This window comes from Nostoc sp. (assembly GCF_036917555.1).
Taxonomy (GTDB): domain Bacteria; phylum Cyanobacteriota; class Cyanobacteriia; order Cyanobacteriales; family Nostocaceae; genus Nostoc.
The window spans coordinates 67,456-90,526 of the sequence record NZ_JBALDD010000020.1; the positions used below are offsets into that span (position 1 = coordinate 67,456).

Annotated in this window: 19 protein-coding genes; 10 read left to right on the top strand and 9 right to left on the bottom strand. The window is 44.1% G+C overall.

The window, feature by feature from the left end; all coding sequences use genetic code 11:
- Nucleotides 1-119: 119 nt before the first annotated feature.
- The 4 genes from V7K60_RS07080 to V7K60_RS07095 all read left to right on the top strand — a co-directional run bounded on the left by V7K60_RS07080 (nucleotide 120) and on the right by V7K60_RS07095 (nucleotide 3,566).
- Nucleotides 120-260 (top strand): hypothetical protein, encoded by a 141-nt coding sequence (locus tag V7K60_RS07080; protein WP_334924116.1) that lies wholly within the window; start codon nucleotides 120-122, stop codon nucleotides 258-260.
- Nucleotides 261-429: 169 nt separating this feature from the next.
- Nucleotides 430-981: a hypothetical protein gene (locus V7K60_RS07085; protein ID WP_334924118.1), complete on the top strand. Its 552-nt coding sequence runs from the start codon at nucleotides 430-432 to the stop codon at nucleotides 979-981.
- Nucleotides 982-1,320: 339 nt separating this feature from the next.
- On the top strand, nucleotides 1,321-2,277 hold the full coding sequence (locus V7K60_RS07090; RefSeq protein WP_334924120.1) for an Hsp70 family protein: 957 nt from the start codon (nucleotides 1,321-1,323) through the stop codon (nucleotides 2,275-2,277).
- Complete coding sequence (locus V7K60_RS07095; RefSeq protein ID WP_334924152.1) at nucleotides 2,265-3,566, top strand: tetratricopeptide repeat protein; 1,302 nt, start codon at nucleotides 2,265-2,267, stop codon at nucleotides 3,564-3,566. Before V7K60_RS07090 ends, V7K60_RS07095 begins: the two co-directional genes overlap by 13 nt.
- Nucleotides 3,567-3,785: 219 nt before the next feature.
- On the opposite strand, the gene V7K60_RS07100 is transcribed toward V7K60_RS07095, so the two are convergent.
- The 3 genes from V7K60_RS07100 to V7K60_RS07110 form a co-directional block, all read right to left on the bottom strand.
- Complete coding sequence (locus V7K60_RS07100) at nucleotides 3,786-4,928, bottom strand: beta-ketoacyl-ACP synthase (protein ID WP_334924122.1); 1,143 nt, start codon at nucleotides 4,926-4,928, stop codon at nucleotides 3,786-3,788.
- A 98-nt stretch (nucleotides 4,929-5,026) separates the two neighbouring features.
- Entirely contained in the window at nucleotides 5,027-5,827 is an 801-nt protein-coding gene (locus V7K60_RS07105; RefSeq protein WP_334924124.1) for a peptidylprolyl isomerase, read from the bottom strand.
- 150 nt (nucleotides 5,828-5,977) lie between these two features.
- Nucleotides 5,978-6,547 carry a photosystem I assembly protein Ycf4 gene (locus V7K60_RS07110; protein WP_334924154.1) on the bottom strand — a complete coding sequence of 190 codons (570 nt, stop codon included), beginning with the start codon at nucleotides 6,545-6,547 and terminating at the stop codon, nucleotides 5,978-5,980.
- A 920-nt stretch (nucleotides 6,548-7,467) separates the two neighbouring features.
- On the opposite strand from V7K60_RS07110, the gene psbD reads away from it, so the two are divergent.
- The 3 genes from psbD to V7K60_RS07125 all read left to right on the top strand — a co-directional run bounded on the left by psbD (nucleotide 7,468) and on the right by V7K60_RS07125 (nucleotide 10,213).
- Entirely contained in the window at nucleotides 7,468-8,523 is a 1,056-nt protein-coding gene (gene psbD, locus V7K60_RS07115; protein ID WP_334819344.1) for a photosystem II D2 protein (photosystem q(a) protein), read from the top strand.
- The gene (psbC, locus tag V7K60_RS07120) at nucleotides 8,507-9,898 is read left to right on the top strand and encodes a photosystem II reaction center protein CP43 (protein ID WP_334924126.1); all 1,392 of its coding nucleotides are present in this window, start codon (nucleotides 8,507-8,509) and stop codon (nucleotides 9,896-9,898) included. Before psbD ends, psbC begins: the two co-directional genes overlap by 17 nt.
- Before the next feature lie 129 nt (nucleotides 9,899-10,027).
- Nucleotides 10,028-10,213, top strand: a complete 186-nt coding sequence (locus V7K60_RS07125) for a PCP reductase family protein (RefSeq protein ID WP_334924128.1) — start codon at nucleotides 10,028-10,030, stop codon at nucleotides 10,211-10,213.
- A gap of 118 nt (nucleotides 10,214-10,331) precedes the next feature.
- Here the strand turns inward: V7K60_RS07125 and V7K60_RS07130 are convergent, their stop codons facing one another.
- Nucleotides 10,332-11,171, bottom strand: coding sequence for an SWIM zinc finger family protein (locus tag V7K60_RS07130; protein ID WP_334924130.1), 840 nt, complete (start codon nucleotides 11,169-11,171; stop codon nucleotides 10,332-10,334).
- Nucleotides 11,172-11,356: 185 nt separating this feature from the next.
- Nucleotides 11,357-13,573 carry a tetratricopeptide repeat protein gene (locus V7K60_RS07135; protein WP_334924132.1) on the bottom strand — a complete coding sequence of 739 codons (2,217 nt, stop codon included), beginning with the start codon at nucleotides 13,571-13,573 and terminating at the stop codon, nucleotides 11,357-11,359.
- 168 nt (nucleotides 13,574-13,741) lie between these two features.
- On the opposite strand from V7K60_RS07135, the gene V7K60_RS07140 reads away from it, so the two are divergent.
- Nucleotides 13,742-14,059, top strand: a complete 318-nt coding sequence (locus V7K60_RS07140) for a hypothetical protein (protein WP_334924134.1) — start codon at nucleotides 13,742-13,744, stop codon at nucleotides 14,057-14,059.
- A gap of 144 nt (nucleotides 14,060-14,203) precedes the next feature.
- Here V7K60_RS07140 and V7K60_RS07145 read toward each other — a convergent pair whose 3' ends face one another.
- Together V7K60_RS07145 and V7K60_RS07150 are read right to left on the bottom strand one after the other, a co-directional pair.
- Nucleotides 14,204-15,268, bottom strand: coding sequence for a caspase family protein (locus V7K60_RS07145; RefSeq protein WP_334924136.1), 1,065 nt, complete (start codon nucleotides 15,266-15,268; stop codon nucleotides 14,204-14,206).
- 235 nt (nucleotides 15,269-15,503) lie between these two features.
- Complete coding sequence (locus V7K60_RS07150; RefSeq protein ID WP_334924138.1) at nucleotides 15,504-18,854, bottom strand: DEAD/DEAH box helicase; 3,351 nt, start codon at nucleotides 18,852-18,854, stop codon at nucleotides 15,504-15,506.
- A gap of 143 nt (nucleotides 18,855-18,997) precedes the next feature.
- Here V7K60_RS07150 and V7K60_RS07155 point away from each other — a divergent pair, with 143 nt between their 5' ends.
- Together V7K60_RS07155 and V7K60_RS07160 are read left to right on the top strand one after the other, a co-directional pair.
- Nucleotides 18,998-19,543: a GNAT family N-acetyltransferase gene (locus tag V7K60_RS07155; RefSeq protein WP_334924140.1), complete on the top strand. Its 546-nt coding sequence runs from the start codon at nucleotides 18,998-19,000 to the stop codon at nucleotides 19,541-19,543.
- Between the two features lie 101 nt (nucleotides 19,544-19,644).
- Nucleotides 19,645-21,801 carry a polyribonucleotide nucleotidyltransferase gene (locus tag V7K60_RS07160; protein ID WP_334924142.1) on the top strand — a complete coding sequence of 719 codons (2,157 nt, stop codon included), beginning with the start codon at nucleotides 19,645-19,647 and terminating at the stop codon, nucleotides 21,799-21,801.
- Nucleotides 21,802-21,910: 109 nt separating this feature from the next.
- Here V7K60_RS07160 and V7K60_RS07165 read toward each other — a convergent pair whose 3' ends face one another.
- Entirely contained in the window at nucleotides 21,911-22,057 is a 147-nt protein-coding gene (locus tag V7K60_RS07165; protein ID WP_334924144.1) for a hypothetical protein, read from the bottom strand.
- Nucleotides 22,058-22,072: 15 nt separating this feature from the next.
- Nucleotides 22,073-23,071 (bottom strand): HEAT repeat domain-containing protein (locus V7K60_RS07170; protein ID WP_334924146.1); only part of this gene is annotated, 999 nt, incomplete at its 5' end.

The following is a 23,071-nucleotide window of genomic DNA, read 5'->3' on the forward strand; positions in this document are numbered from 1 at the left end:
TAAATAACTATCAAAAAACCCTTGGCTATCAACCAGCCAGAGGTGGGGCAGATCATTCGTGATTTGCAATTTTTGGCTGGGCTAACACAAGAACAATTTGCACCAACTCTCAGGGTGGTGTGACATATACCACCACGACTAAACATTGGGAAAATAGACTCTCTAAACCCACGCTGCTAGCGATGGAAAAGATTGAGGAGATGTTGGAAGAGATGGGCGATCAGGGCGAAGATTTGTTGTCGAAGTATTTGCCAAATTAGTTGTTTGCTCAGTTTTTGTATGGGCGATTGGTTTTGCCCATCGCAGATTTCACCTAACAATTCAGGCTTAATTACGATCAATAGACAGCAAGGGTTTGCAGCAATATTTTATCTAAATAAAACATTCTCAATATGTGCTTTTACACAAATCTCTAAAGGAGTTCTATAAATGCGTAATGATAAAAGTGCAACACCAAGCTATTTAAAAAAATATTGGCTTCTTTATGGTATTACCGCAACTATTTTAGTCATTTCTCTAGTAAGTCTTGCAGTTGCTGTTTTACCTGATACCAAAGTTAAAATTGAGCGCAATATCCTCTTCGTTATTTCATCAATTTACCTTTTGGTATCTTGTAGCTTTTTCTTATTGATCTACCTGCGAAATCAAGATCAAGAATTTGTGGGTGTCTTGCCGAAAGCAATTGATGAACTAAAGAGAGTTGGCAGAGCGTATTTAACAAATACTGCTGCTATTGAAGAAAATAGTGAGCAAGTAAAGAAATTGCATAACGATATTGAACAGGAAATTAGAGGGCTTGTAGAGAGTAACAACTCTATTGCAAAAGAATTGATGGAACTGCGCCAAGAAAAGGGCAATTTTAAGCGTGACTTAAATAATTGGAATGAAAGTGCAATTGAATTTTTTCAAATATTAGAGCGAGGACTTGAAAATGAAGAAAATAATGAACGTCGGAATGTCATGGAGAAAAATCTTCAATAATTTGAACTGATTGTCAAAAAACTTGGTTTCTCTCGAATCGTTCCATCTACCAACGGCAAATTTGACAGTAGAGAATATGAGTGTAAGGCTGAAGAACTATCATTAGGCGCAGAAGAAGGATCTATTCTAAGGTGCGATCGCTGGGGTTATAGATCAGGCGGAGAAGTCTTGCAACGCGCAAAAGTAATTTTGGCAAAGAAACCTGCAAACAACAATGATTTAGAGCAAGTAACACCTCTAGAAGTCTCTACAACTATTTAAATCCAATTCTAGAGGGCAATATTCAAGCTCTAACTTTAATTCTATCACCACGAAAGCCATTGTCAGGAAATTGTAACAATGAAAACAAATTACGCAATTGGAATTGATTTGGGTACATCGACTTCACAAATTTGTATTTATAAGAATAATGAATCTCTGCCAATCCCTGACCCAGTAACCAAAATTCCTATTATCCCTTCAATTGTGGCAATTAATGAGCGAAAAAAACTTTTGGTTGGCGAAGCAGCACAGGGAGCAGTTGACCGTCCGGGCTATGGTGTTCGAGAAAGCAAGCGATTAATGGGAACTGAGGAAATTGCCGCTTTGATTCTTCGCAAGTTAAAGGAGAATGCTGAAGAAGCCTTAGGACATCCAATTCAAGATGCAGTAATTTCAGTACCTGCTAATTTTCCAGATGCTGCTCGTAAAGCAACATTTAATGCTGGTGAAATAGCTGGTTTAAATGTACTTCGGTTAATCAATGAACCAACCGCAGCAGCACTAGCATTTGGCATCAAAAATATTAATTCTGAAGAACAAATTGTTGTGTTTGACTTTGGCGGCGGAACTTTAGACATTTCTGTTCTAGAAATGTTTGAAGGAGTGTTAGATGTCAAGTATAGTTTTGGTGATCCTCATTTGGGGGGTAAGGATTTTGATGAAGTCATAATTTCTTTGTTGCTCAAAAAATTTGAAGCACAGTATCTAGGAGTTCCAGTTTACAACCGTGAGGCGGAATTGAAGGGACAAGCAGAACAAGCAAAAAAGACACTTTCTGTAGAGCAATCTTGTGATGTCCAAATTCCCTATTTTGCAACTAAAGATGGAAAAGGGATTGATTTGGATATTGAAATCACTGGCACAGAATTTGAAAAAGCGATCACTCCACTTTTAGAACGAGCAAGAGTTTGTATCAGAGAAGCGTTAAATAAGAAAAAAATACGCCCTAGTGCAATTGATCGAGTGCTGCTAGTTGGCGGCACAACTTATATTCCGGCAGTTCGGAATATGGTGGAGAAATCATTCAATTCTTAAGTCAAGCTGAAGATAGAATAGGAGAGGAAAATTGGACTGAAGCAATTCGTTTACTAAAGCATATTCTATTGCTTTCTCCTAGTGCTGACTCAATTCGTAATCGTCTGGGATTATGTTATATCCATAATCAACAATGGGATGAAGCCATCAAAACATATCAGAGTCTAACTCAATCAAATCCCGATGTTGCTTTATATTGGTCGAATTTTGGTTATGCTTATAAAGAAAAAGCAGAATCTCTTTCTGAAAGCGACACCAGACGTTCTGTAATTTATCAAGGAGCTAGACATTGCTTTTATAAGTCGATTGATTTAGAGCCTTTTAATTCACAACATTTCATAGCAATTGCTCAAACTTTTTTAGCTGAAGAAAATTACTCAGAAGCTTTGAATTGGGCTGAGAAGGCTGTAGGTGCAGATGGTAAGGTTGATTTTCAAGATTTTGATGCGCTCTTCTTAATTTGTATTATTCATTTACGCAACAATCAAGTAGAACAAGTTACGTCCACAGCAGAACGAATTATTTCTTGTTTACCAGCAGATGAAGATGTACGCAATTATGTTGCAGCTAGATTCGCCATAGTTGGCTCTGAACTGGTTCAAGTTGGTGCAAAATACATAAACCCCAAGATATTGAAAGCTGCACTAATTTTCATGGAAGCAGCAAAACGATTTAGTCCTGGTAATGTTGAAATAGCGAAAATACATCAAGATATTGCAGAAGTTGTTAGTGCTTTCAATCAATATGATGTTCTCAAAGATGATTATCAAATTATCCACGGATTCAAAAGATTAGCAGCATTTAGCATTATTAATGTACTGGGAGTACAAGATTCTGACTATGAACGAGATAGAAATTTCAATAGTATCATCGAAGAAATTAGTAACTCAACAGACAGTGAAGTTATTGCATCTGCACAGCGTATAAAAACTAAATATCCCACCATATATCTGTTGAATAGTGGATTTTTTGCTCGGTTAGAAAAGGCAGCTATGGAGATTGCTAGCAAACAGCAGTATCAACCCCAGTATCAAGCTACTAACAATTCTTCAGACAGTTGCTTTGTTGTCACAGCCACCTACGGTACACCCTATGCACCAGAAGTAATGAAATATCGTTACTTCAGGGATGAATATTTGACCAAGAACATCTTAGGGAGGAAATTTATTAGTCATTATTATCGTTTTGGCCCGATAGCTGCAAGCTACATTAAAAAGCACCCGAATGTTAAAAAAGTGATGGCGTTTATACTGGGTAATCTAGCTAACTACTTACCCAATGAAAAGTAGTCATATCTAAGTCTAAAATGACATATAGGGACAAACTTAGTACTTATAGATACTGATGTTATCCAAGCTTTTGCTAATGGTAAAGCAGTGAATAAGATATTGAAACCTAATATATGTATGTTTTAACAAGAATGGCATCAGTAACCAAAATATTCTCACACCTAACTTAAGGGCATGGGGCATTGAAAACTAATGACAAATCACAACCCTCACAAGTTTTTACCTTGCTAAAGTGATCGCAGCATTCTGTCCCCCAAAGCCAAAACTCAAACATAATACCTGTCGAATTTTACTTAGACGTGCTGCTGTGACGATATCTAAATCGAACTCTGGCTGCTGCAATCCTAAACAAGGTGGTAATATTTGATGCTTTAGCGCCATGAGAGAAAAAGCTACACCTAAAGCTCCAGATGCCCCTAGTGTATGACCTGTGCTTCCCTTGGTGGAACTAATTGCCACGCCTTGGGGAAACAAACGCTGGATTACCATACTTTCCATCTGGTCATTTAGCTGGGTAGCTGTGCCATGAGCATGAATGTAATCGATATCGGTTGATGACAGACAACTACGTTCTAGACATTGTTTGATGGCAGCGATCGCACTTTTCCCTTCTGGTTCTGGTGAATTACTGTGATATGCGTCGTTAGTTAAGCCGAAACCGAGAATTTCACCATACACTTTTGCTTGACGTTGCTTTGCTAACTCTGCTGATTCTAAGACAAATACAGCCGCGCCTTCACCCAACACTAAGCCTTCCCGATGCAAATCAAAGGGATAAGCCCCAGTTTTTGCCAAAGCACCCATCTGCTGAAATCCAGCTAAAGTTAAGGGTGTAATCGGTGCTTCCACTGCACCTGCGATCGCTTGTTGACATTGCCCAGTTTGTATAAGTAAAGCTGCTTGGGCAATAGACCAAATTCCAGTAGCACAAGCTGTCATCGGTGCCAAAACTATCCCTGATGCACCGATTTGCCTGGCAGCGGCGATCGCATTGATATGAGGTAATATATCTAGCCAATTTTTAAAAGAGGACACGGGAAAATTCTTCGCGTTATACATTTGCCGCGCCAGCATTTCCCAAGACGCTTGATAAGAGCGACTCGATCCAATGACTACAGCACAATCAGTTAAAGGTGCAACTAACCCAGAATCTTGTAAAGCAGAAGCAACAACCATCTGAGTTAACATTGTCAACTCAGATGGTTGTTGACCAATCAAACCAAGAGGAAGTGGTGTAAGTTCTGGAAATGGTTGGTGTAACCGAATTCCAGATTTACCTGCGATTAAATTTCGCCAACTATCCTCTAAGCTTCCACCCAAAGCGGAAACTAGACCAATACCAGTAATAACAATTTTGACCAATTTAGGAGTTAGGAGTTAAAAGTGAGGAGTTAAAAGTTAGGAGTTTTTTTACTACCTCCCTCGCCCCCTTGCTCCCCTGCTCCCCTGCCATCTTCCTCCTACTGTCCAGGCGTTTTCAGGTTTTCAGCACCTTGGGTAACTTTAGCAGAGTCAATGCGATCGCCTTGCTGAATTTTGTTTACGACATCAAAGCCTTGAGTGACATTGCCAAACACAGCGTAGTTACCATCCAAAAATGCTAGATCCGCCAAAGCAAAGTAAAACTGGGCAGAAGCTGAATCTGGTGATTGCGATCGCGCCATCGCTACTGCACCTTGTTTATGGGGCAATACGACAGCTTGAGCAGTAGCATCAAATGGTTTATTGTAAATCGGAGTATCTGAACTTTTGGGCTTAACTTCTAAAGGTATATAACGAGCATTTCCCGTTTTTGGGTCAATATAGCTACCTGTTCCCAGTCTATCTGCTGGAACTTTCGGGTCTTTGCTTTGGGGATCGCCCCCTTGAACTACAAACGGTTGGGGTTCGCGCACAACTCGATGGAAAGCTAAACCATCGTACACACCCTTTTGCACTAAATCTACGAAGTTGCCGGCTGTAATGGGGGCATCAGTGCCGTCTACTTCGATAGTAATCGGCGAACCTTTAACCGTGATTACCACAGTAGCCTTGCCTTCAAGACGCGGTAAATCTGCCAGTCCAGGAACACTCTCACTACTAGTTTGAGATACAGATGTTGCTTCAGTAGTTGTTTTGGTACTTGCCTCGCTTGTGGCCGAGGTAGCAGTCGAGTTTGGAGAAGAGCTATTAGAAGCGACTTGCTGTGTTGAACATCCTCCCAACATCAAGGCACTGATAATCACAAGAGAAAGTAAAAATTGTGAAATTTTTAACCGCATTGCCTGTTACCGATTTAACCAGAGTATCTTATCGTTTTGAGGGGCATTGGGTATAAGAGGCAGAGGGGCACAAAGCTTGCAGCAGAGAAGAAAGAGGTAATTTTTATTCTCCCCCTTGCCCCCTACTCCCCCTCTTCTTCCTCCACTCCCTTAAAGTCCTTCTAACGATACTCCCAAAAAGCGGGCTAACTTTGCGCCATCTGTTTCCAACTCTGTTAAAGATAAGGGTTGTCCAACCCGTGTTAAGGGTATATCTCGCCGTCCCTTAATGCGTAAATAGAGGGCACGACGGGGGTTAAGACCTTCTTTTACGTCTATTAGTACAGATTGGACATCTTCTATGCGGCTATCAATCTGAATTTGGCGGTTTTTCCCAGGAAACCCCCAGCGGAAGATTTTGATTGCGCCAGTTTCCTGATTAAATTCGTTGTAACCGCCTCCAACATCCAATAAAATCACTAGCCACAGGTATGTGGCTAATAGCAAGCCAGCAGTACCATATAACCCCATCACCAATCCTTGGGGGACGAATATCAGTTGAGTGGGATCGGAAACTATGAGTAAATTAACTTTTAAATAACTGGATATTCCAGCCAATAAAAAGCCGCTTGCTCCCAAGGTAACGATAGTTGCCCACCAGTAGTTACTGAACCGACGAGAACCGAGAACATTTTGGTGCAGGAGGCGATCGCCTTTGTTAATCGTTGTTGATGTCGTCATTGAACTACCATTGCCCGTGAGATACTCGCTGTCACATACAAAGCACACTGAATGCTTTTGCATAGAGTGGTGGGTTCCTGTGCCAATCCGGCTATTGCTTAAGAGGCACCCAGAGTTATGTTTGAAGTCCACGGGAACCCTGCCGCAGACTATAAATTTTTCACTTTGTACCCTACAAATTTTACTGTCCCAGATAATGCTGGCTTACTCGTACTACGGGACAAACCACTTAGGCTATTTGTATTTAGTCAAGATATGCCAACTTCCTTTCTCCTTGTCTAACGTTTCACATAGGTTTTCCAGAGGTGTATCAACAACCGTGGCGGCGAAATGACTATCCACATTTTACCAAACATCGTTGACAAAAACTCAACTGCGCCCTTCCATGTTTCTGCTACGGATATAATTTTTTAGGGAGTGTTGTACTATTTTTTCACTCAATCGCTGATAAAAATTCTTTCTCCCTGCCCTTCTGCCCCCCTTATTCCCTGCTATCCTCTCCCTGCCTATTTTTGACCTCTTGAAATGAGTTACCTACCTACGTCTATTTACATTAAATTTTTTCAGATTTCTGAGAAAAGTTGTGTCAAATTGTAAAATTTCTGATATTCATATTATTTATAAGGTTCGTGTTTCATGCCTAATTTGCTTTTGTGTATCAGGCAAAAACCCTGAGTAGTGTGATAAATTAAGAATCATTAAGTTACCACAAGCTAGATTACTAGCCGATGGTACGTGTAATGTCATAACCCTGAGAAATAATGACTTAACTAGTCAGCAAGCTCTCAGAATCTCAGTTGGTTGAAAGCAGTTGAGATTGTCAAAAAAAACGTTAATTCCTCACGGCAGTCGGTTACACTGGCTCTCCGTACAGTCTTGGAAACGTTGCAATTTTAGTAAAAAAAGAGGATTTTGCTCTAATGACCATCGCAGTTGGACGTGCCTCCAGTAGAGGGTGGTTTGACGTTCTCGACGACTGGCTCAAGCGCGATCGCTTCGTATTCGTAGGTTGGTCAGGGATACTACTATTCCCCTGCGCCTTCCTAGCACTAGGCGGTTGGCTGACTGGCACCACCTTCGTCACCTCTTGGTACACCCACGGATTAGCCTCCTCCTACTTAGAAGGTGCTAACTTCCTGACAGTGGCAGTATCCACCCCCGCCGACAGCATGGGACACTCCCTATTGCTGTTGTGGGGTCCAGAAGCTCAAGGCGACCTCACCCGTTGGTTCCAATTGGGTGGCTTGTGGCCATTCGTGGCACTACACGGAGCCTTCGGTTTGATTGGCTTCATGTTGCGGCAATTTGAAATTGCGCGTTTAGTAGGAATACGTCCTTACAACGCCCTCGCCTTCTCGGCTCCGATTGCGGTATTCGTCAGCGTATTCCTGATGTACCCCTTGGGACAATCTAGCTGGTTCTTTGCACCCAGCTTTGGGGTGGCTGCAATTTTCCGATTCCTACTATTCCTGCAAGGGTTCCATAACTGGACACTCAACCCCTTCCACATGATGGGTGTTGCTGGGGTATTGGGTGGTGCTTTATTGTGCGCCATTCATGGTGCCACAGTCGAAAACACCTTGTTTGAAGACGGTGATGGTGCTAACACCTTCCGCGCCTTCAATCCCACCCAGTCGGAAGAAACCTACTCAATGGTGACGGCAAACCGTTTCTGGTCACAGATTTTCGGGATTGCTTTTTCTAACAAGCGCTGGCTGCACTTCTTTATGTTGTTCGTGCCAGTCACAGGCTTGTGGATGAGCGCCGTCGGCATTGTCGGTTTAGCACTCAACCTGCGGGCTTATGATTTCGTCTCCCAAGAATTACGGGCAGCGGAAGACCCTGAGTTTGAAACCTTCTATACCAAAAACATTTTGCTGAACGAGGGTATCCGCGCTTGGATGGCTCCTCAAGATCAACCCCACGAACAATTTGTATTCCCTGAGGAGGTATTACCACGTGGTAACGCTCTCTAATAGACCAAATATCTTAGGCGGCGCTGGACGCGACCAAGAATCCACTGGATTTGCTTGGTGGTCTGGTAACGCACGTTTAATTAACCTATCTGGTAAACTGCTGGGTGCTCACGTTGCCCACGCTGGTTTGATTGTATTCTGGGCTGGAGCGATGACTTTGTTTGAAGTCGCTCACTTCATTCCTGAAAAACCCATGTATGAGCAGGGCTTGATCCTGTTACCTCACCTTGCCGCTCAGGGTTGGGGTGTTGGTGCTGGTGGTGAAGTCATCGATACCTTCCCCTACTTTGTTGTCGGTGTACTCCACCTAATTTCCTCAGCCGTCCTTGGCTTTGGCGGTATCTATCATGCCGTTCGCGGCCCAGAAACCTTAGAAGAATACTCTTCTTTCTTTGGTTACGACTGGAAAGACAAGAACAAGATGACCAACATCATCGGGTTTCACCTGATTATTTTGGGAGTCGGTGCATTGCTGTTAGTGTTAAAGGCAATGTTCTTTGGTGGGTTGTATGACACCTGGGCACCAGGCGGTGGTGATGTTCGGATTATTACCAATCCGACATTGAACCCAGCAGTTATCTTCGGTTATGTAATCAAGTCTCCCTTTGGTGGCGAAGGCTGGATTGTCAGCGTTGATAACTTAGAAGATGTGGTCGGTGGTCACATCTGGATTGCCTTAATCTTAATTGCTGGCGGTATTTTCCACATTCTTACCAAGCCTTTTGCTTGGTCGCGTCGTGCATCCATCTGGTCTGGTGAGGCTTATCTCTCCTACAGCTTGGGCGCTCTCTCTTTGATGGGCTTCATTGCCTCAATCTTTGTTTGGTTTAACAACACTGTTTACCCCAGCGAATTCTTCGGCCCTACTGGTCCAGAAGCTTCTCAAGCTCAAGCTTTGACCTTCTTGATTCGTGACCAACGCTTGGGTGCTAATGTCGGTTCTGCCCAAGGCCCTACAGGTCTAGGTAAATACCTGATGCGCTCTCCAACTGGTGAAATCATCTTCGGTGGTGAAACCATGCGTTTCTGGGATTTCCGCGGCCCTTGGTTGGAGCCTCTACGTGGCCCCAATGGTCTTGACCTGGAAAAAATCAAGAATGATATTCAGCCTTGGCAAGCTCGTCGCGCTGCTGAATACATGACCCACGCTCCTCTGGGTTCTTTGAACTCCGTGGGTGGTGTGGCTACCGAAATTAACTCTTTCAACTACGTATCTCCTCGCGCTTGGTTGTCGACTTCTCACTTCGTACTAGGATTCTTCTTCCTAGTTGGTCACTTGTGGCACGCTGGTCGCGCACGGGCTGCGGCTGGTGGTTTTGAGAAAGGAATTAACCGTGATACTGAGCCAGTGATGTTCATGGACGACCTTGACTAGGTTGTAAAGTTTATTTCATCACTGACAACTAAATAATTTAGAGGCTCTTGCATAAAAGCAAGGGCTTTTTTTATAGGAAAATTAGTAATCTATTAATTAAAGTGAGCGACTTGCCAAGGTAACTAATCTATGAATGATTCCAATTTTATTGATGCTTTGCGATGGACATCTGAAGCTAAGGAAAAGTTACAAAATATTCCCTTTTTTGTCCGCTCTCAAGCTAAAACCAGAATTGAACAGCTAGCTCGTGAAGCAGGCCAAGATGTTGTGACTGCTGATTTGGTAGAACAGGCTAGGCTTGAGTTTGGACAATAAATCAGGAGTCAGGAGTCAGAATCCAGAATTCAGAATTGGTAAATACTCTACCAATAAAGGGATAGAGTTTTAAGGCGAGAATATTCCAGTCAATTTAATTCATAATTACGAATTAGTATCAACTTCCTCCTACATTCATCGCTGCTAAAACAGCCTTCTGGCTTAGATCTCTGTAAACGGTATTCAAATACTTCATTACCACATCACTCGAAGTTGAATTTACTGCATTTTCCTCTTCTTTCGCTAGGGGAATTGCTCCCAATACATCTAATATCGTCTCACTAGTAGATGGTGCAATCACTACCAATGATGACTCTAGTGGCTCATTGTATTGCCAGAAAGAATCAATTTTTACCGAGTATTTGTTATTAGGAATTGACTGTTGAATATTGGGCGTTTCTGTGGTACTACTGGGTTGAATCTTGGTACTACGTAACTGACGCAAATCGCTGATAATTTGCTCTTTAGAACGTCCGCGCAATTGAAATAGTACAAAGGGGTCTTCACTGAAGCGATCGCCTAACTGATAGTATATAGCACCAATGTGTTTACAGGGATTTGCTTTATCAGGACAAGAGCATTTACTCTGGACATCAGCAAGGGTAAATGGAAATATCGAAAGACCATTAGCTGTGAAGACTTCTTCTATATTTTGTGGCATTTCTCCTGCTAGTAGCTTGGCTGCAAAAATTGCCCTTTGGGACATGGTTTCAATTACATAACCCCATTGTTCATCGGTAAATGGTTCAAGGGAAAGGGAAACTTTATAAGGTTCTACTTCACTACCTTGCACTCTAGCCAATACTTTCGCACCTTTAAATTCGATGCTCAAAACATTTCCTTGACGGGCGTAATTTCTAGCACGTTCTAAACGCTTTTTAAAGCGATAGGAATCTAGTAAATCTAGCCATTGTTGTGACCACCATTCGCGGCTTGCTTGTAATGTGTAATTAGTCATAAGTCACGTCGCTTCGCTCCGAATTCAAAATTCAAAATTATGGAATGGATTAGTTGATCTCGTTTTGTGACAGTTACCTCAGACTATAGCGTTATCGTTGGGAGGATATCAGTTTTGCAAATATACGTCTATAGATTGGAACTCTGGGACTATATAGGGGCGTAAAACCTTGAATTAATTACGAATTATTCCATCTTTACCTTGTGCCGCAACCGCTCAACTAATTGGCGCGTCCAATCCAAGCTCTGATCGCGCAGGCGCTCTTGGATTTCCAGGGCAGCCAGTGCCAAGGGTAGCGCCTCTGTGTAGCGCCCCTCCTCCTCCAGAACTTGTGCCAGACTAGATTGAGCATCAGCTACCAAGTCTTGCCGTCCCACTTCCTGGGCTAGGGCTAACTCACGCTCGTACCAGGGGCGGACTTCTGAAGGGCGATCGCAGTCAAGGGCTAGAAGTCCCAAGTTGCCGTAATAAGTTGCTTGTCGTCCTTTATTTCCCAGCTTTTCTTCTATCACCAATGCTTGCTTATAGTAGGATTCAGCACGATCATATTGTCCCTGCGATTGCGCAACTGTTCCCAGCCAGTTGAGGGCGATCGCCTCAGCTGTTTCTTCCTTCAATTCTCTGAAAATTGCTAATGTCTCTTGGTAAAACCGCTCTGCCTCAATCCAGTTTTTGCGTTGGCTTGCAATATTTCCTTGCAGCTGACTTGCCACAGCCTTATTTCGACGACTACCGCTCCGTTCCATCGCTTCTGCCATTTGATTTACCCAAATTGCTGCTTGTTCTGTCTCTGCACGATAGAAATAAATAAAGGCAGTGTTATAAGCACCCCAACCAGCATCGCTCCACTGATCCAGCGCCTTTCCCGCCTGATATCTCCACTCACCCAGGCGTATCCGCTCATCCCAATAGCCGCGAAACAAGAGGAAGTTAGACAAAGCGCTTTCCAAATCGATGAGCATCTGGGCAGCTTGTCGGTCTTTCAACCCATCGGGGATACTTGCCATCTCTCGCAGGGTTGTCGCCACGCCTTCTAGATTCTGCCACTCGGCTTCCAGCTTGTCATGGGTCTGATAGGCATCTTTGCCCTCACCCCCGTACTTCTGGGCAAAGTCTACCCAGTAGTGCAGAACTTTCCCTTGGGCAGCAGAATCAAACCGGATTCCACTCGCTAGGGGTGCAGTCCCAACAGTATCCGTTCCGCCCACAGCTGCCCGGACATACGTGCGCGTGAGGGGGTGCAGGCCAAACCGTTCTCCATCCAACTCATTCACTAAAGACAGTGTTACCAACCGCTCTAAAGAAACTTGGATCTCGGTGATGGCTAAATCCGTAGAATCTGCCAGTGCTGCGGTTTTTGCTGGTGTCAGGAACACAGCCAGGGCAGACAACAGTGTGCGATCATTTTCAGAGAGAATTTGGGCAGAATCGGCAAACAGAAACCCATAGAGATCGGGGGATTTGGCGGCATTACGTAACCGCTCTAGGGCATCACTTATGGAGTAGCCTTTGTGTGCCACCTGTCCTAATGTCCAATCCAGCGCTAGGGGATTGCCACCAGAGGCTTCATATAAAGCGGTCAATATCTCTGGCTTCGTGGCGTTTAGTTCTTGGGCTAGACGGGGATGCGACCTTCCCTTTGCCTGCATTAACTCCAAAGCTTCTGCCTTTAAGAGACGATCTAAGCGGATGGTAACGGCGCTTTCCCCAGTGCGGCGGCGGCTGGTGATGATGGCTTTGTTGGGGGTGGGCAGTTTCCGCAAAAACTCGGCAATCATATCGCGTTCTTCTGCATTCAGAGTTTCCAAGTTGTCCCAAATCAATAGGGTGCACCGTCCCCGCAGGGCATCTAGAAGGGCGCGGCGGCGTTCTGTGGCATCAGTCATTTTCACAATATCCGCCTGTCCCAATCCCTTGGCAAATTCCCGGCAGAAGCTATCGAGAGAAGACTCAGCGAGGGTTTCTTCCCGCACTCCTTCAATTGAGAGCCTGGTAGTCTTGGCAGAAACAAACAGGTAGGCATCAAACAAGCCTTTCTGACGGGCTAGGTGTGCTACCTCCAGCGCTAACGCCGTTTTGCCCATACCACCAATACCATCGATCGCCACACCCCAACCACGCTCCTCTGGTGAAAGTGCCTCCAAACAACGCGCAATTTCTTGTTTGCGTCCCACAAACACATCGTTATAGCGGGGCAGGTTATCGGGCACACTTTCCGGGCGCTTTCCCTGTAACTGGCTTAATCGCGCCTCTATGCTAGTGACTTCTTTTTGTTTTTCCTCCAGTTCGATCTGCAAATCCACTGGAACTCGAATTCCATAACTAGCTTTTTCCTCCTCTAATATCTGGAGGGCGCGACGGGCGCGGTTGAGAGTTCGCTGTAGTGCTTCTTGATTATCCATAGGGTTATATAAAAAATAAATCTAAGGGATTTTCAAATAAAAAAATATCTAATTAATGCTTGTGGGATAAGCTCTCTAGTCTGTCCGAGTTCCAGGGCGGGCAAGATACTCCGAAGTTCTGTTCGCCAGAAGCCGACGCTTAGACTTATCTCCACCTCACAAGATTGTATGATTTTTTCAAGATATCCCCAGAACTCGGAAGTTCGTGCTCGGAACTCGGAAGTTCGTGTTCAGAACTCGGAAGTTCGTGCTCAGAACTCGGAAGTTCGTGCTCAGAACTCGGAAGTTCGTGCTCAGAACTCGGAAGTTCGTGCTCAGAACTCGGAAGTTCGTGCTCAAAACTCGGAAGTTCGTGTTCGGAACTCGGAAGTTCGTGTTCGGAACTCGGAAGTTCGTGCTCGGAACTCGGAAGTTCGTGCTCGGAACTCGGAAGTTCGTGCTCGGAACTCGGAAGTTCGTGTTCAGAACTTGGAACAAGAAAAATAGACCTCTTGCATAAGTCGAATAGACCCCCCTTTATCCCCCCTTATAAAGGGAGGAAACTTGAAATCTTGCCCCCTCCCCAATACATACGGGGAGGGGTGATTCAAGGATTTTTGCAAGAGTCTAATCATCGTCGGCTATATTTGCTTAATCCAATCCTGTTCTTTTATGCCGGGATTCTAATTCAATTACCTGGCGGCGTTTCTCTTCCAATTCAATCTGCAAATCCACTGGAATACGAATTCCATAGGAAGCAGCTTGTTCTTCCAAAAATGCTAACGCTCGTTTTGCTCTTGCTAGTGCAGGTGTTACCACTTCTTGATCAGTCATAATTTTGGGCAAGTCCGAGACTGGGGTTGAGTTTGGCAGTCCCTTCCCTCCCCGCAGCATGGCAATAGGAAAATCTTCCATCGCTGTATCAAAAAATGGGGTTTGTTCTTTTTGACATAAGGTTCTAGCACTCTCTGGCACGGTTTTACCCAAATGATTGATCAGATTTGAGAGCATGACTTTGGAATCCCCTGGTTGATTAGCCGCTCCTTGCAATGCCTCAATTAGATGATAAGTGTAGAGGCTCATGGTTCCATCAGGACGTATCCAAGAAACCTGATTGCCCCTGGAGGACGTAAACACCGCCCGTCCTTCGCCCTGCTTCAGCGCATCAATCACCCCCTTGGGTAATGCCGTAGCGATAAAGTCAGCAGGTAGTTCTCCCTTAGCAGTAGCCATACCTTCTGCGTGGCAACTATCAATTACCACCCACAACCGCTTTGCTTGAATCTGCCGTAAAGCTCCGGTAAATTCTTGGGCAGACAGAGCGGTATTAACAATGTCTGTGGAATTGAAGTCATGTTGGAGCAAATAATAGCACTCACTTGATAAGTCAAAGCACCCATGACCAGAGTAAAAAACTACAATTGTTGCATCGCGATCGGCGGCAGCCTTTTCCTTTAACCACGTTAATCCATCCAAAATTGCGCTGCGCGTTGTCTGCTCATTCTGCAATAAGCGAATATGTTCGGAATCATCCAGATAGGCACATAAGTTTGGATCGGTTAGCACTGTTTTCAGGGCTTGCACATCTTTAACTGTGACAGGCAATGAATATGAGGATTCGGCTGTTGTGCCAACCCCAATCAACAACGCATAACCGTGGGTAAAGTGGTTCGACATGATGGCACAGGCTAAAGAAGAAGGTGTGATATTTGTCACCAATATCGTATATTTAATCTAGCGGTTCATCGCGTTAATTATCAGGGGGTTGAGAAACGAACTGCATTCGCGCAGCATCTCGCAGAGAAGGACGCAAAGAGCACAAAGGAAGAAAAATGAAGAATGAGTTTACCTATTATATTTAATGTGAATCTGGTCTGTCACATTAAATATAAGAGCTTTGTAGTGGGTGGCTTTAGCCCTTAATTCAAGAACTAAAGTCCTTACTACAAACTTATTCTGCATCATCGTCAATTACTGCACTGCGGTCAAGTAGTAGTAAGTTGCGGAGTTGGTCTGTATCCATTTCAGTTAACCACTCTTCACCAGCACCTACAACTTGTTCAGCTAATTGTTTCTTACTTTCAATCATGTCATGAATTTTTTCTTCTAAAGTGCCTGTGCAAACAAATTTATGTACTTGCACATTTCGGGTTTGTCCAATCCGAAATACTCTGTCTGTGGCTTGATTTTCTACGGCTGGATTCCACCATCTATCAAAGTGGAATACATGATTTGCTCGTGTTAAATTCAGTCCTACACCACCCGCTTTCAGAGAAAGAATCATAATCGGTGGCCCTTGCGGATCGTGTTGGAAACGGTCGATCATTTCCTCTCGTTGTTTTTTACTGGTGCTACCATATAAAAAGAATATTTCTCGCCCAAGCTGTTTTTCTAAATAGGGTTTAAGTAATTTACCCCACTCAGCAAATTGTGTAAAGATTAAAGCGCGATCGCCTTCTGCTAAAACTTCTTCTAACATTTCTTCTAGCCGCAGAAGTTTGGCTGAATTATGTTGCTCTAATGTCGCTTGTTTCAAGTATTGGGCTGGATGATTGCAGATTTGCTTGAGTTTGATTAGTAAAGCTAAAATCATCCCCCGACGTTGCAATCCTTCAGCAGATTCTATCTCTACTAAAGATTGTTCTACAACTTGTTGATAAAGTGCAGCTTGTTCACCAGTTAGACCGCAAAATACAGTCATTTCTTGCTTATCTGGTAAATCTTGAATGATGTCGCGATCGCTTTTCAATCGCCGCAGTATAAATGGTTGTACTAATGAACGTAACTGAGTCAAAGAAGCCGTATCACCATACTTTTCAATTGGCATGGCAAACCGCCTCTGGAAAAATTGCTTATTGCCTAAATACCCAGGATTCAGAAAATCCAAAATAGACCATAGTTCTTGTAATCTATTTTCTACTGGTGTCCCCGTCAACGCAATCCGAAATGTAGCTTCTAATTGGCGCACTGCTTTTGACTGCTTCGCCTCTGGATTTTTCACATTCTGGGCTTCATCTAAAACTATTATCTGCCAAGATACACTTTGCAATGACTTGATATCTCGATGAAGAAGTGAGTAGCTGGTAACGATTAAATCGTGTTTTTTTACAGCTTCTAAAAACGCTTTTCCTTTTGGGCGTTTGTCACCGTGATATTGCAAAATTTTTAGGCTTGGTGCAAATTTATTGACTTCTCTTTCCCAGTTACCTAAAACCGAAGTTGGACAAACTAGCAGTGTTGGATTTTCTAGTGTATCATGTTCTTTTAGATGTAGCAAAAAAGCAATAAACTGAATAGTTTTACCGAGTCCCATGTCGTCTGCAAGACACGCACCCAAGCCCCAACGTTCCAAGAATGACAACCAAGCAGCACCACGTTCTTGATAAGGTCGCAACTGTCCTTTAAAGCCTGTTGGTGTGGGCAAAGGTGCGATCGCTTGATTATTTGTTAACGCCCCAATCAACTCATGCAATGCCCCAGATGCGTCAAAGCTGACCACTGGTAACTTTTCAATTACCTGGGTATCCCCTGTACTGAAACGCAAGGCATCTTCCAGGGAAAGCGCCATTTGGTCTTTGCGAGTCGTAAAAAAAGTTTGGGCTGTCTTGATGTCTTGGGGTCGTAATTCCACCCACTCACCGTTAATTTCCACTAGCGGACTATTTAAAGCCACAAGTTTATCAAACTCGGCTTTAGAAATAGTCTGCCCGCCAATTGCTAATTGCCATTGGAAATTTAGTAGGCTCTGCAACCCTAAACGTCCCTGCTTTGTCTTTGGGGTTTCGGCTGTAATTTTTAAACCCAAACGGTTCGCCCATCCTTCACGATTAGCCAAACTGGGAGGCAAAATTACTCCCAAACCGCTGTCTTCCAGCCTCCAAGCTACAGCCTTGATAAACTCATAAGCTTGGATAGGGGTAAGACGAGAAAATTGGGGATATTCGGTTTCAAAACTGGCTACTATTGTTGGGTATAATCTGGAAGCTACCCCCAAACCTCGCAAAAATGTTTCTTGTGGTTGGTCAATTGTCCGATTTTCATAAACCAATCTTTCAACTGGATTGTTCCAAATAGTTGCTGCATCGACTAAAAACTCTGGATCGTCAGCTGCTTGCAAAAAATACGCCAATGTCCAATCTGTTTCGCCAGACTCTGGAGAACGCAGTTGAAAACAGGTACGAAATAGAGTTTTAAGAGTTAACTGGTATTGTAGCGGCATAGTCCAAGCCTTCAGTGCCGCTTCCAGCCGTTCCACTTCAATTGCATCTGCATTGACTGTACCAGATACACTAGTTAAGGCTTGCAACCACTGTCGCACACCAGACGGTAAAGATGCGTAGGCGTTGCCCGTCGTAGACATCGCCTTAGCTTCAATTGGAGGTTGAGAACCTACCATTTCTCGCACTTGGGCATCTATCGTACTGTTGAGAAATCCCAACAGTAATTCTTGAGGTTCAACGGGCAAGTTTATATAGATTGGACATTGGGGAGCCAGTGCATTGGGCGGCTTTGCCGACTTGAAGCAACTGGTGTCATTGGTCATTGGGCATGGGGCATGGTTATTTTCCTTGTCCCCTTGTCTCTCCCCACTCCCCACTTCCTCTTGATAAGTACGACAAACCAACGGCATATTCGCAGAAAATTTTTCTAGGCGCGTTCCATCTACAGCGCTATCTAGAAGTACTCGCCACTTAGCAGCAAATGCACTATCTGATTGTTGGTTAATTGTTGGTAAAAACTTACAACGTGAGATTAAATCTAAACTCCATCGCGCAACCTGCGACCAAAAGCGTAAATCTCCACCCAAAAAAGCATCTTCCCCTTTAGCAGCATTTAGGGGAATAGCAGCGAGAAATTTTACTGCTTCGCTGGGATTAAGACAAAAACCCTCAACTCGCCACGGTTGCAAATATTGTGGCAAGTCTGTATTTTCCCCCAAGCTGGCAGAATGTACAGGAAAAATCGCTGCTGTTCCTTCGCTACTACTTTCTGGGATATAAGTTGGTAAGGCAATGATTTGAGAGTGGGTTGGTAAACTGATCTCAGTGGCACTGGGGGCTTTGCGTGTTCGCCCAGTAGTTGCGAACGCAACTTGGGTTTTTTGGATGAAGTTGGTAATTACCATGTTCTGGGAACGCAACCACTCACTCAACTCAACTGATGTCATTGCCAATGGATGTAGTGCTATATCTCCAGATCCATTAGACTCGAAATTCACTCGTGGCGATCGCCAAGTTTCCCCCCAAATAAATAAACTACCATCTTGATTTTTTAGTAACCAATTACAGTGTAAAATCGCCATTTGCTAACTACTCAGATTTTCCCAAAACTCCAGAATTAAAATCGGAATTATTCTACTTTTTGCATCTTTTCAAGAAGATTTATTGGCCAAATTTCTCATATAATAAATATTTAAGTAATTATTCCACATAAACATTGTTAATAATGAATTTTCCCCTAATTAAAGTCTTAAAAAATGGGATGTTAGTGGAACTGGATTATATGCATCCTCAAGAACAAGAGGTTGTAAGATCGTTACTCAATGTTGTAATTCTTGAAGGTAAAACCTATCCTCAAAAGCAACCTCTCTCTCTAACAGAATTTTCAGCTTACTGGTTAAGCAAGGATGCCTTTGTTGTCAGGACATCTGTTGTAAATCCTACACACAAGCCAAAAGAAATATTAGGGGCGTTTTATTTAAAGCCAAACTTTCCCGGTCAGTGTAGCCATATTTGCAACGCTGGTTTTATTGTACAACCAGGATTACGCAGTCAGGGTTTAGGACGGTTCATGGGAGAGGCTATGCTTTCGATAGCAGCAAACCTGGGCTACGAAGCAGTGATGTTTAATTTGGTCTTTGAGACTAATATACCTTCAATTACACTTTGGCAGTCGTTAGGATTTGAGATTATTGGGCGAATTCCGGGTGTGGCGAAGTTAGAGAATGGGCAGGTAGTAGACGCGCTCATCTTTTATCACACTTTGCGTTAAACGACTTGTCTATCTTTGTATGTACTAGAAGTCAGCTATAGGGCATAAATGTTAGGATTGCCACAGAAAGAGAATAGCGAAAGAGAAGGAAAAAAAACTGAATGGCAGAAGTTGATAAGTCAATATCCTTCGATGGAAGGGATATTCGACTGAAAGTAGGCCTACTAGCTCCCCAGGCAGGTGGGTCGGTTTTGATAGAATCAGGGGACACATCCGTTTTAGTGACGGCTACGCGATCGCAAGCCAGAGAAGGCATCGATTTTCTTCCCCTCACAGTAGATTATGAAGAAAGGCTATATGCCGCTGGTAGGATTCCCGGCGGGATCATGCGGCGCGAAGGTCGTCCACCAGAAAAAACAATTCTCACCAGCCGTCTTATAGACCGTCCCATGCGTCCCTTGTTCCCTTCATGGCTAAGGGATGACTTGCAAATTATTGCCTTAACGCTGTCGATGGACGAGTTAGTTCCACCCGATGTGTTAGCAGTTACAGGCGCTTCCATCGCTACCCTAATTGCCCAGATTCCTTTTAATGGGCCAATGGCAGCAGTGCGGGTTGGTTTAGTGGGAGATGATTTCATCATTAACCCCACTTATGCAGAAACTGAAGCTGGAGATTTGGATCTGGTAGTAGCAGGTTCACCACATGGCGTGATCATGGTGGAAGCGGGAGCCAATCAGTTGCCAGAGCGAGATATTCTCGAAGCGATTGACTTTGGTTATGAAGCAGTGCGGGACTTAATCAAAGCGCAGCAAGATTTAATCGCCGAACTCGGTCTAGTAATAGTGCAAGAAGCACCACCAGTAGTAGACCAAACCCTAGAAAATTATATCCGCGATCGCGCCAACGGTCAGATTAAAAAAATCTTGTCTCAATTTAGTTTCACCAAACCCGAACGCGATGCAGCTTTAGATGTAGTCAAGGATGAAATTGCCGCGACAATTACCGAACTGCCAGAAGAAGATCCCATTCGAGTTGCCGCAACTGCAAATAAGAAGGCACTTGGTAACACTTTTAAGGATATTACCAAATACTTCATGCGGCGACAAATCATTGAAGATAACGTCCGCGTTGATGGTCGTAAACTCGATCAAGTGCGCCCGGTTTCTTGTTTAGTTGATGTCTTACCAAAGCGAGTCCACGGCAGCGGTTTATTTAACCGGGAACTAACTCAGGTATTATCCACTTGTACTCTAGGTACACCTGGGGATGCTCAAAACCTCAACGATGACATGCAGCTAGATCAGCACAAGCGTTATCTGCATCATTACAACTTCCCGCCGTTCTCAGTCGGAGAAACCAAGCCAATGCGGGCCCCAGGAAGGCGTGAAATTGGTCATGGGGCATTGGCAGAGCGATCGCTAATCCCTGTGCTACCGTCAAAAGAACAATTTCCCTACGTAATTCGCATCGTCTCGGAAGTACTTTCTTCCAACGGTTCCACCTCAATGGGTTCAGTCTGCGGTTCCACCCTTGCCCTGATGGATGCTGGTGTACCAATTCTCAAACCCGTCAGTGGCGCGGCAATGGGTCTGATTAAGGAAGGGGACGAAGTTCGAGTTCTGACCGATATCCAAGGCATTGAAGACTTTTTGGGCGACATGGACTTCAAAGTTGCCGGGACGGATGCCGGGATTACCGCCTTGCAAATGGATATGAAAATCTCCGGTTTGTCCTTGGAGGTTATAGCCCAAGCCGTCCACCAAGCTAAAGCAGCCCGGTTGCACATTCTGGAGAAAATGCTCGCCTGCATTGATACGCCACGGACTGAAACCTCACCTTATGCTCCACGTCTGTTAACAATCAAGATTGATTCAGACATGATTGGTTTGGTCATCGGGCCTGGAGGCAAAACTATTAAAGGGATCACAGAGGAAACTGGTGCAAAAATTGACATCGAAGATGATGGCACCGTGACAATTTCCGCTGTGGATGAGAACAAGGCGAAGAGAGCCAGAAATATCATCCAAGGCATGACCCGCAAGTTGCACGAAGGGGATGTCTACGCAGGACGTATTACTCGGATTATACCGATAGGTGCATTTGTGGAATTTTTGCCTGGAAAAGAAGGCATGATTCACATTTCTCAACTAGCTGACTACCGCGTTGGCAAAGTAGAGGATGAAGTAGCGGTGGGTGATGAAGTGATTATCAAAGTGCGCGAAATTGATAACAAAGGTCGGATTAATCTCACCCGCTTGGGTATTCACCCAGATCAAGCAACAGCAGCAAGAGAAGCTGCGGCGGTGAATCGGTAACTCGATTTGGGATTTTAGATTAGATTAAATCTAAAATCCGCGATGCCTATCGTGAAGGCATCGCCGTATGCTTCTCTAATTTGAAAAATTACGAATTACGAATTACGAATTACGAATTATCAAGTAACTCTTGGGTAGCGTCTTCACTTTCTTTATCTGCTAGATAAGTTAAGAAGTCAGCAACCAGTTCTAGGCGTTCTGAAGATAAGCCATCTAGATATTGGTTGATTTGTTGACGAACTTCTGTGTTGTTCATATTTTTGCAACTCTTTTACTTCTCTAATTCTGCCAACTTCTGTTGAGCAAACTCTCGCACTTCCTTATCTTTGTCATTCTCTGCCTTGTCACGCAACAGTGGTAAAGTCTGTGGATGCTGAGGAAATTGCTTGATAATTATCTCCAGTGCAATGCGCCGAGGGTTGGTTTTATAGTTATACTTACGCTCAAAGGAGTCATTGACAGCCCAGTTGTAGTAAATTTCAAACAACTCAGGCTGATATCTGAAGTATTTGGCTAATGCTTGGATGGCTGCACGTCGCACATCTTCATCATTATCAGCAGTGGCGCGGTCTTTGATAATCGAGCGGGTGTCTGGGTCATCTTGGAAATTACTGGCTAATGCTTCGATGGCTGCACGTCGCACAGCCCATTGATTATCAGCAGTGGCACGGTCTTTGATAATCGAGCGGGTGTCCGGGTCATCTTGGAAATTACTGGCTAATGCTTCGATGGCTGCACGTCGCACATCTTCATCATTATCAGCAGTGGCGCGGTCTTTGATAATCGAGCGGGTGTCCGGGTCATCTTGGAAATTACTGGCTAATGCTTCGATGGCTGCACCTCGCACATCTTCATCATTATCAGTAGTGGCGCGGTCTTTGATAATCGAGCGGGTGTCCGGGTCATCTTGGAAATTACTGGCTAATGCTTCGATGGCTGCACCTCGCACATACGATTCATTATCAGCAGTAGCGCGGTCTTTGAGAAACGAGCGGGTGTCCGGGTCATCTTGGAAATTACTGGCTAATGCTTGGATGGCTGCACGTCGCACAGCCCATTGATTATCAGCAGTGGCGCGGTCTTTGAGAAACGAGCGGATGTCCGGGTCATCTTGGAAATTACTGGCTAATGCTTGGATGGCTGCACGTCGCACATCTTCATCATTATCAGCAGTGGCGCGGTCTTTGAGAAACGAGCGGGTGTCCGGGTCATCTTGGAAATTACTGGCTAATGCTTGGATGGCTGCACGTCGCACAGCCCATTGATTATC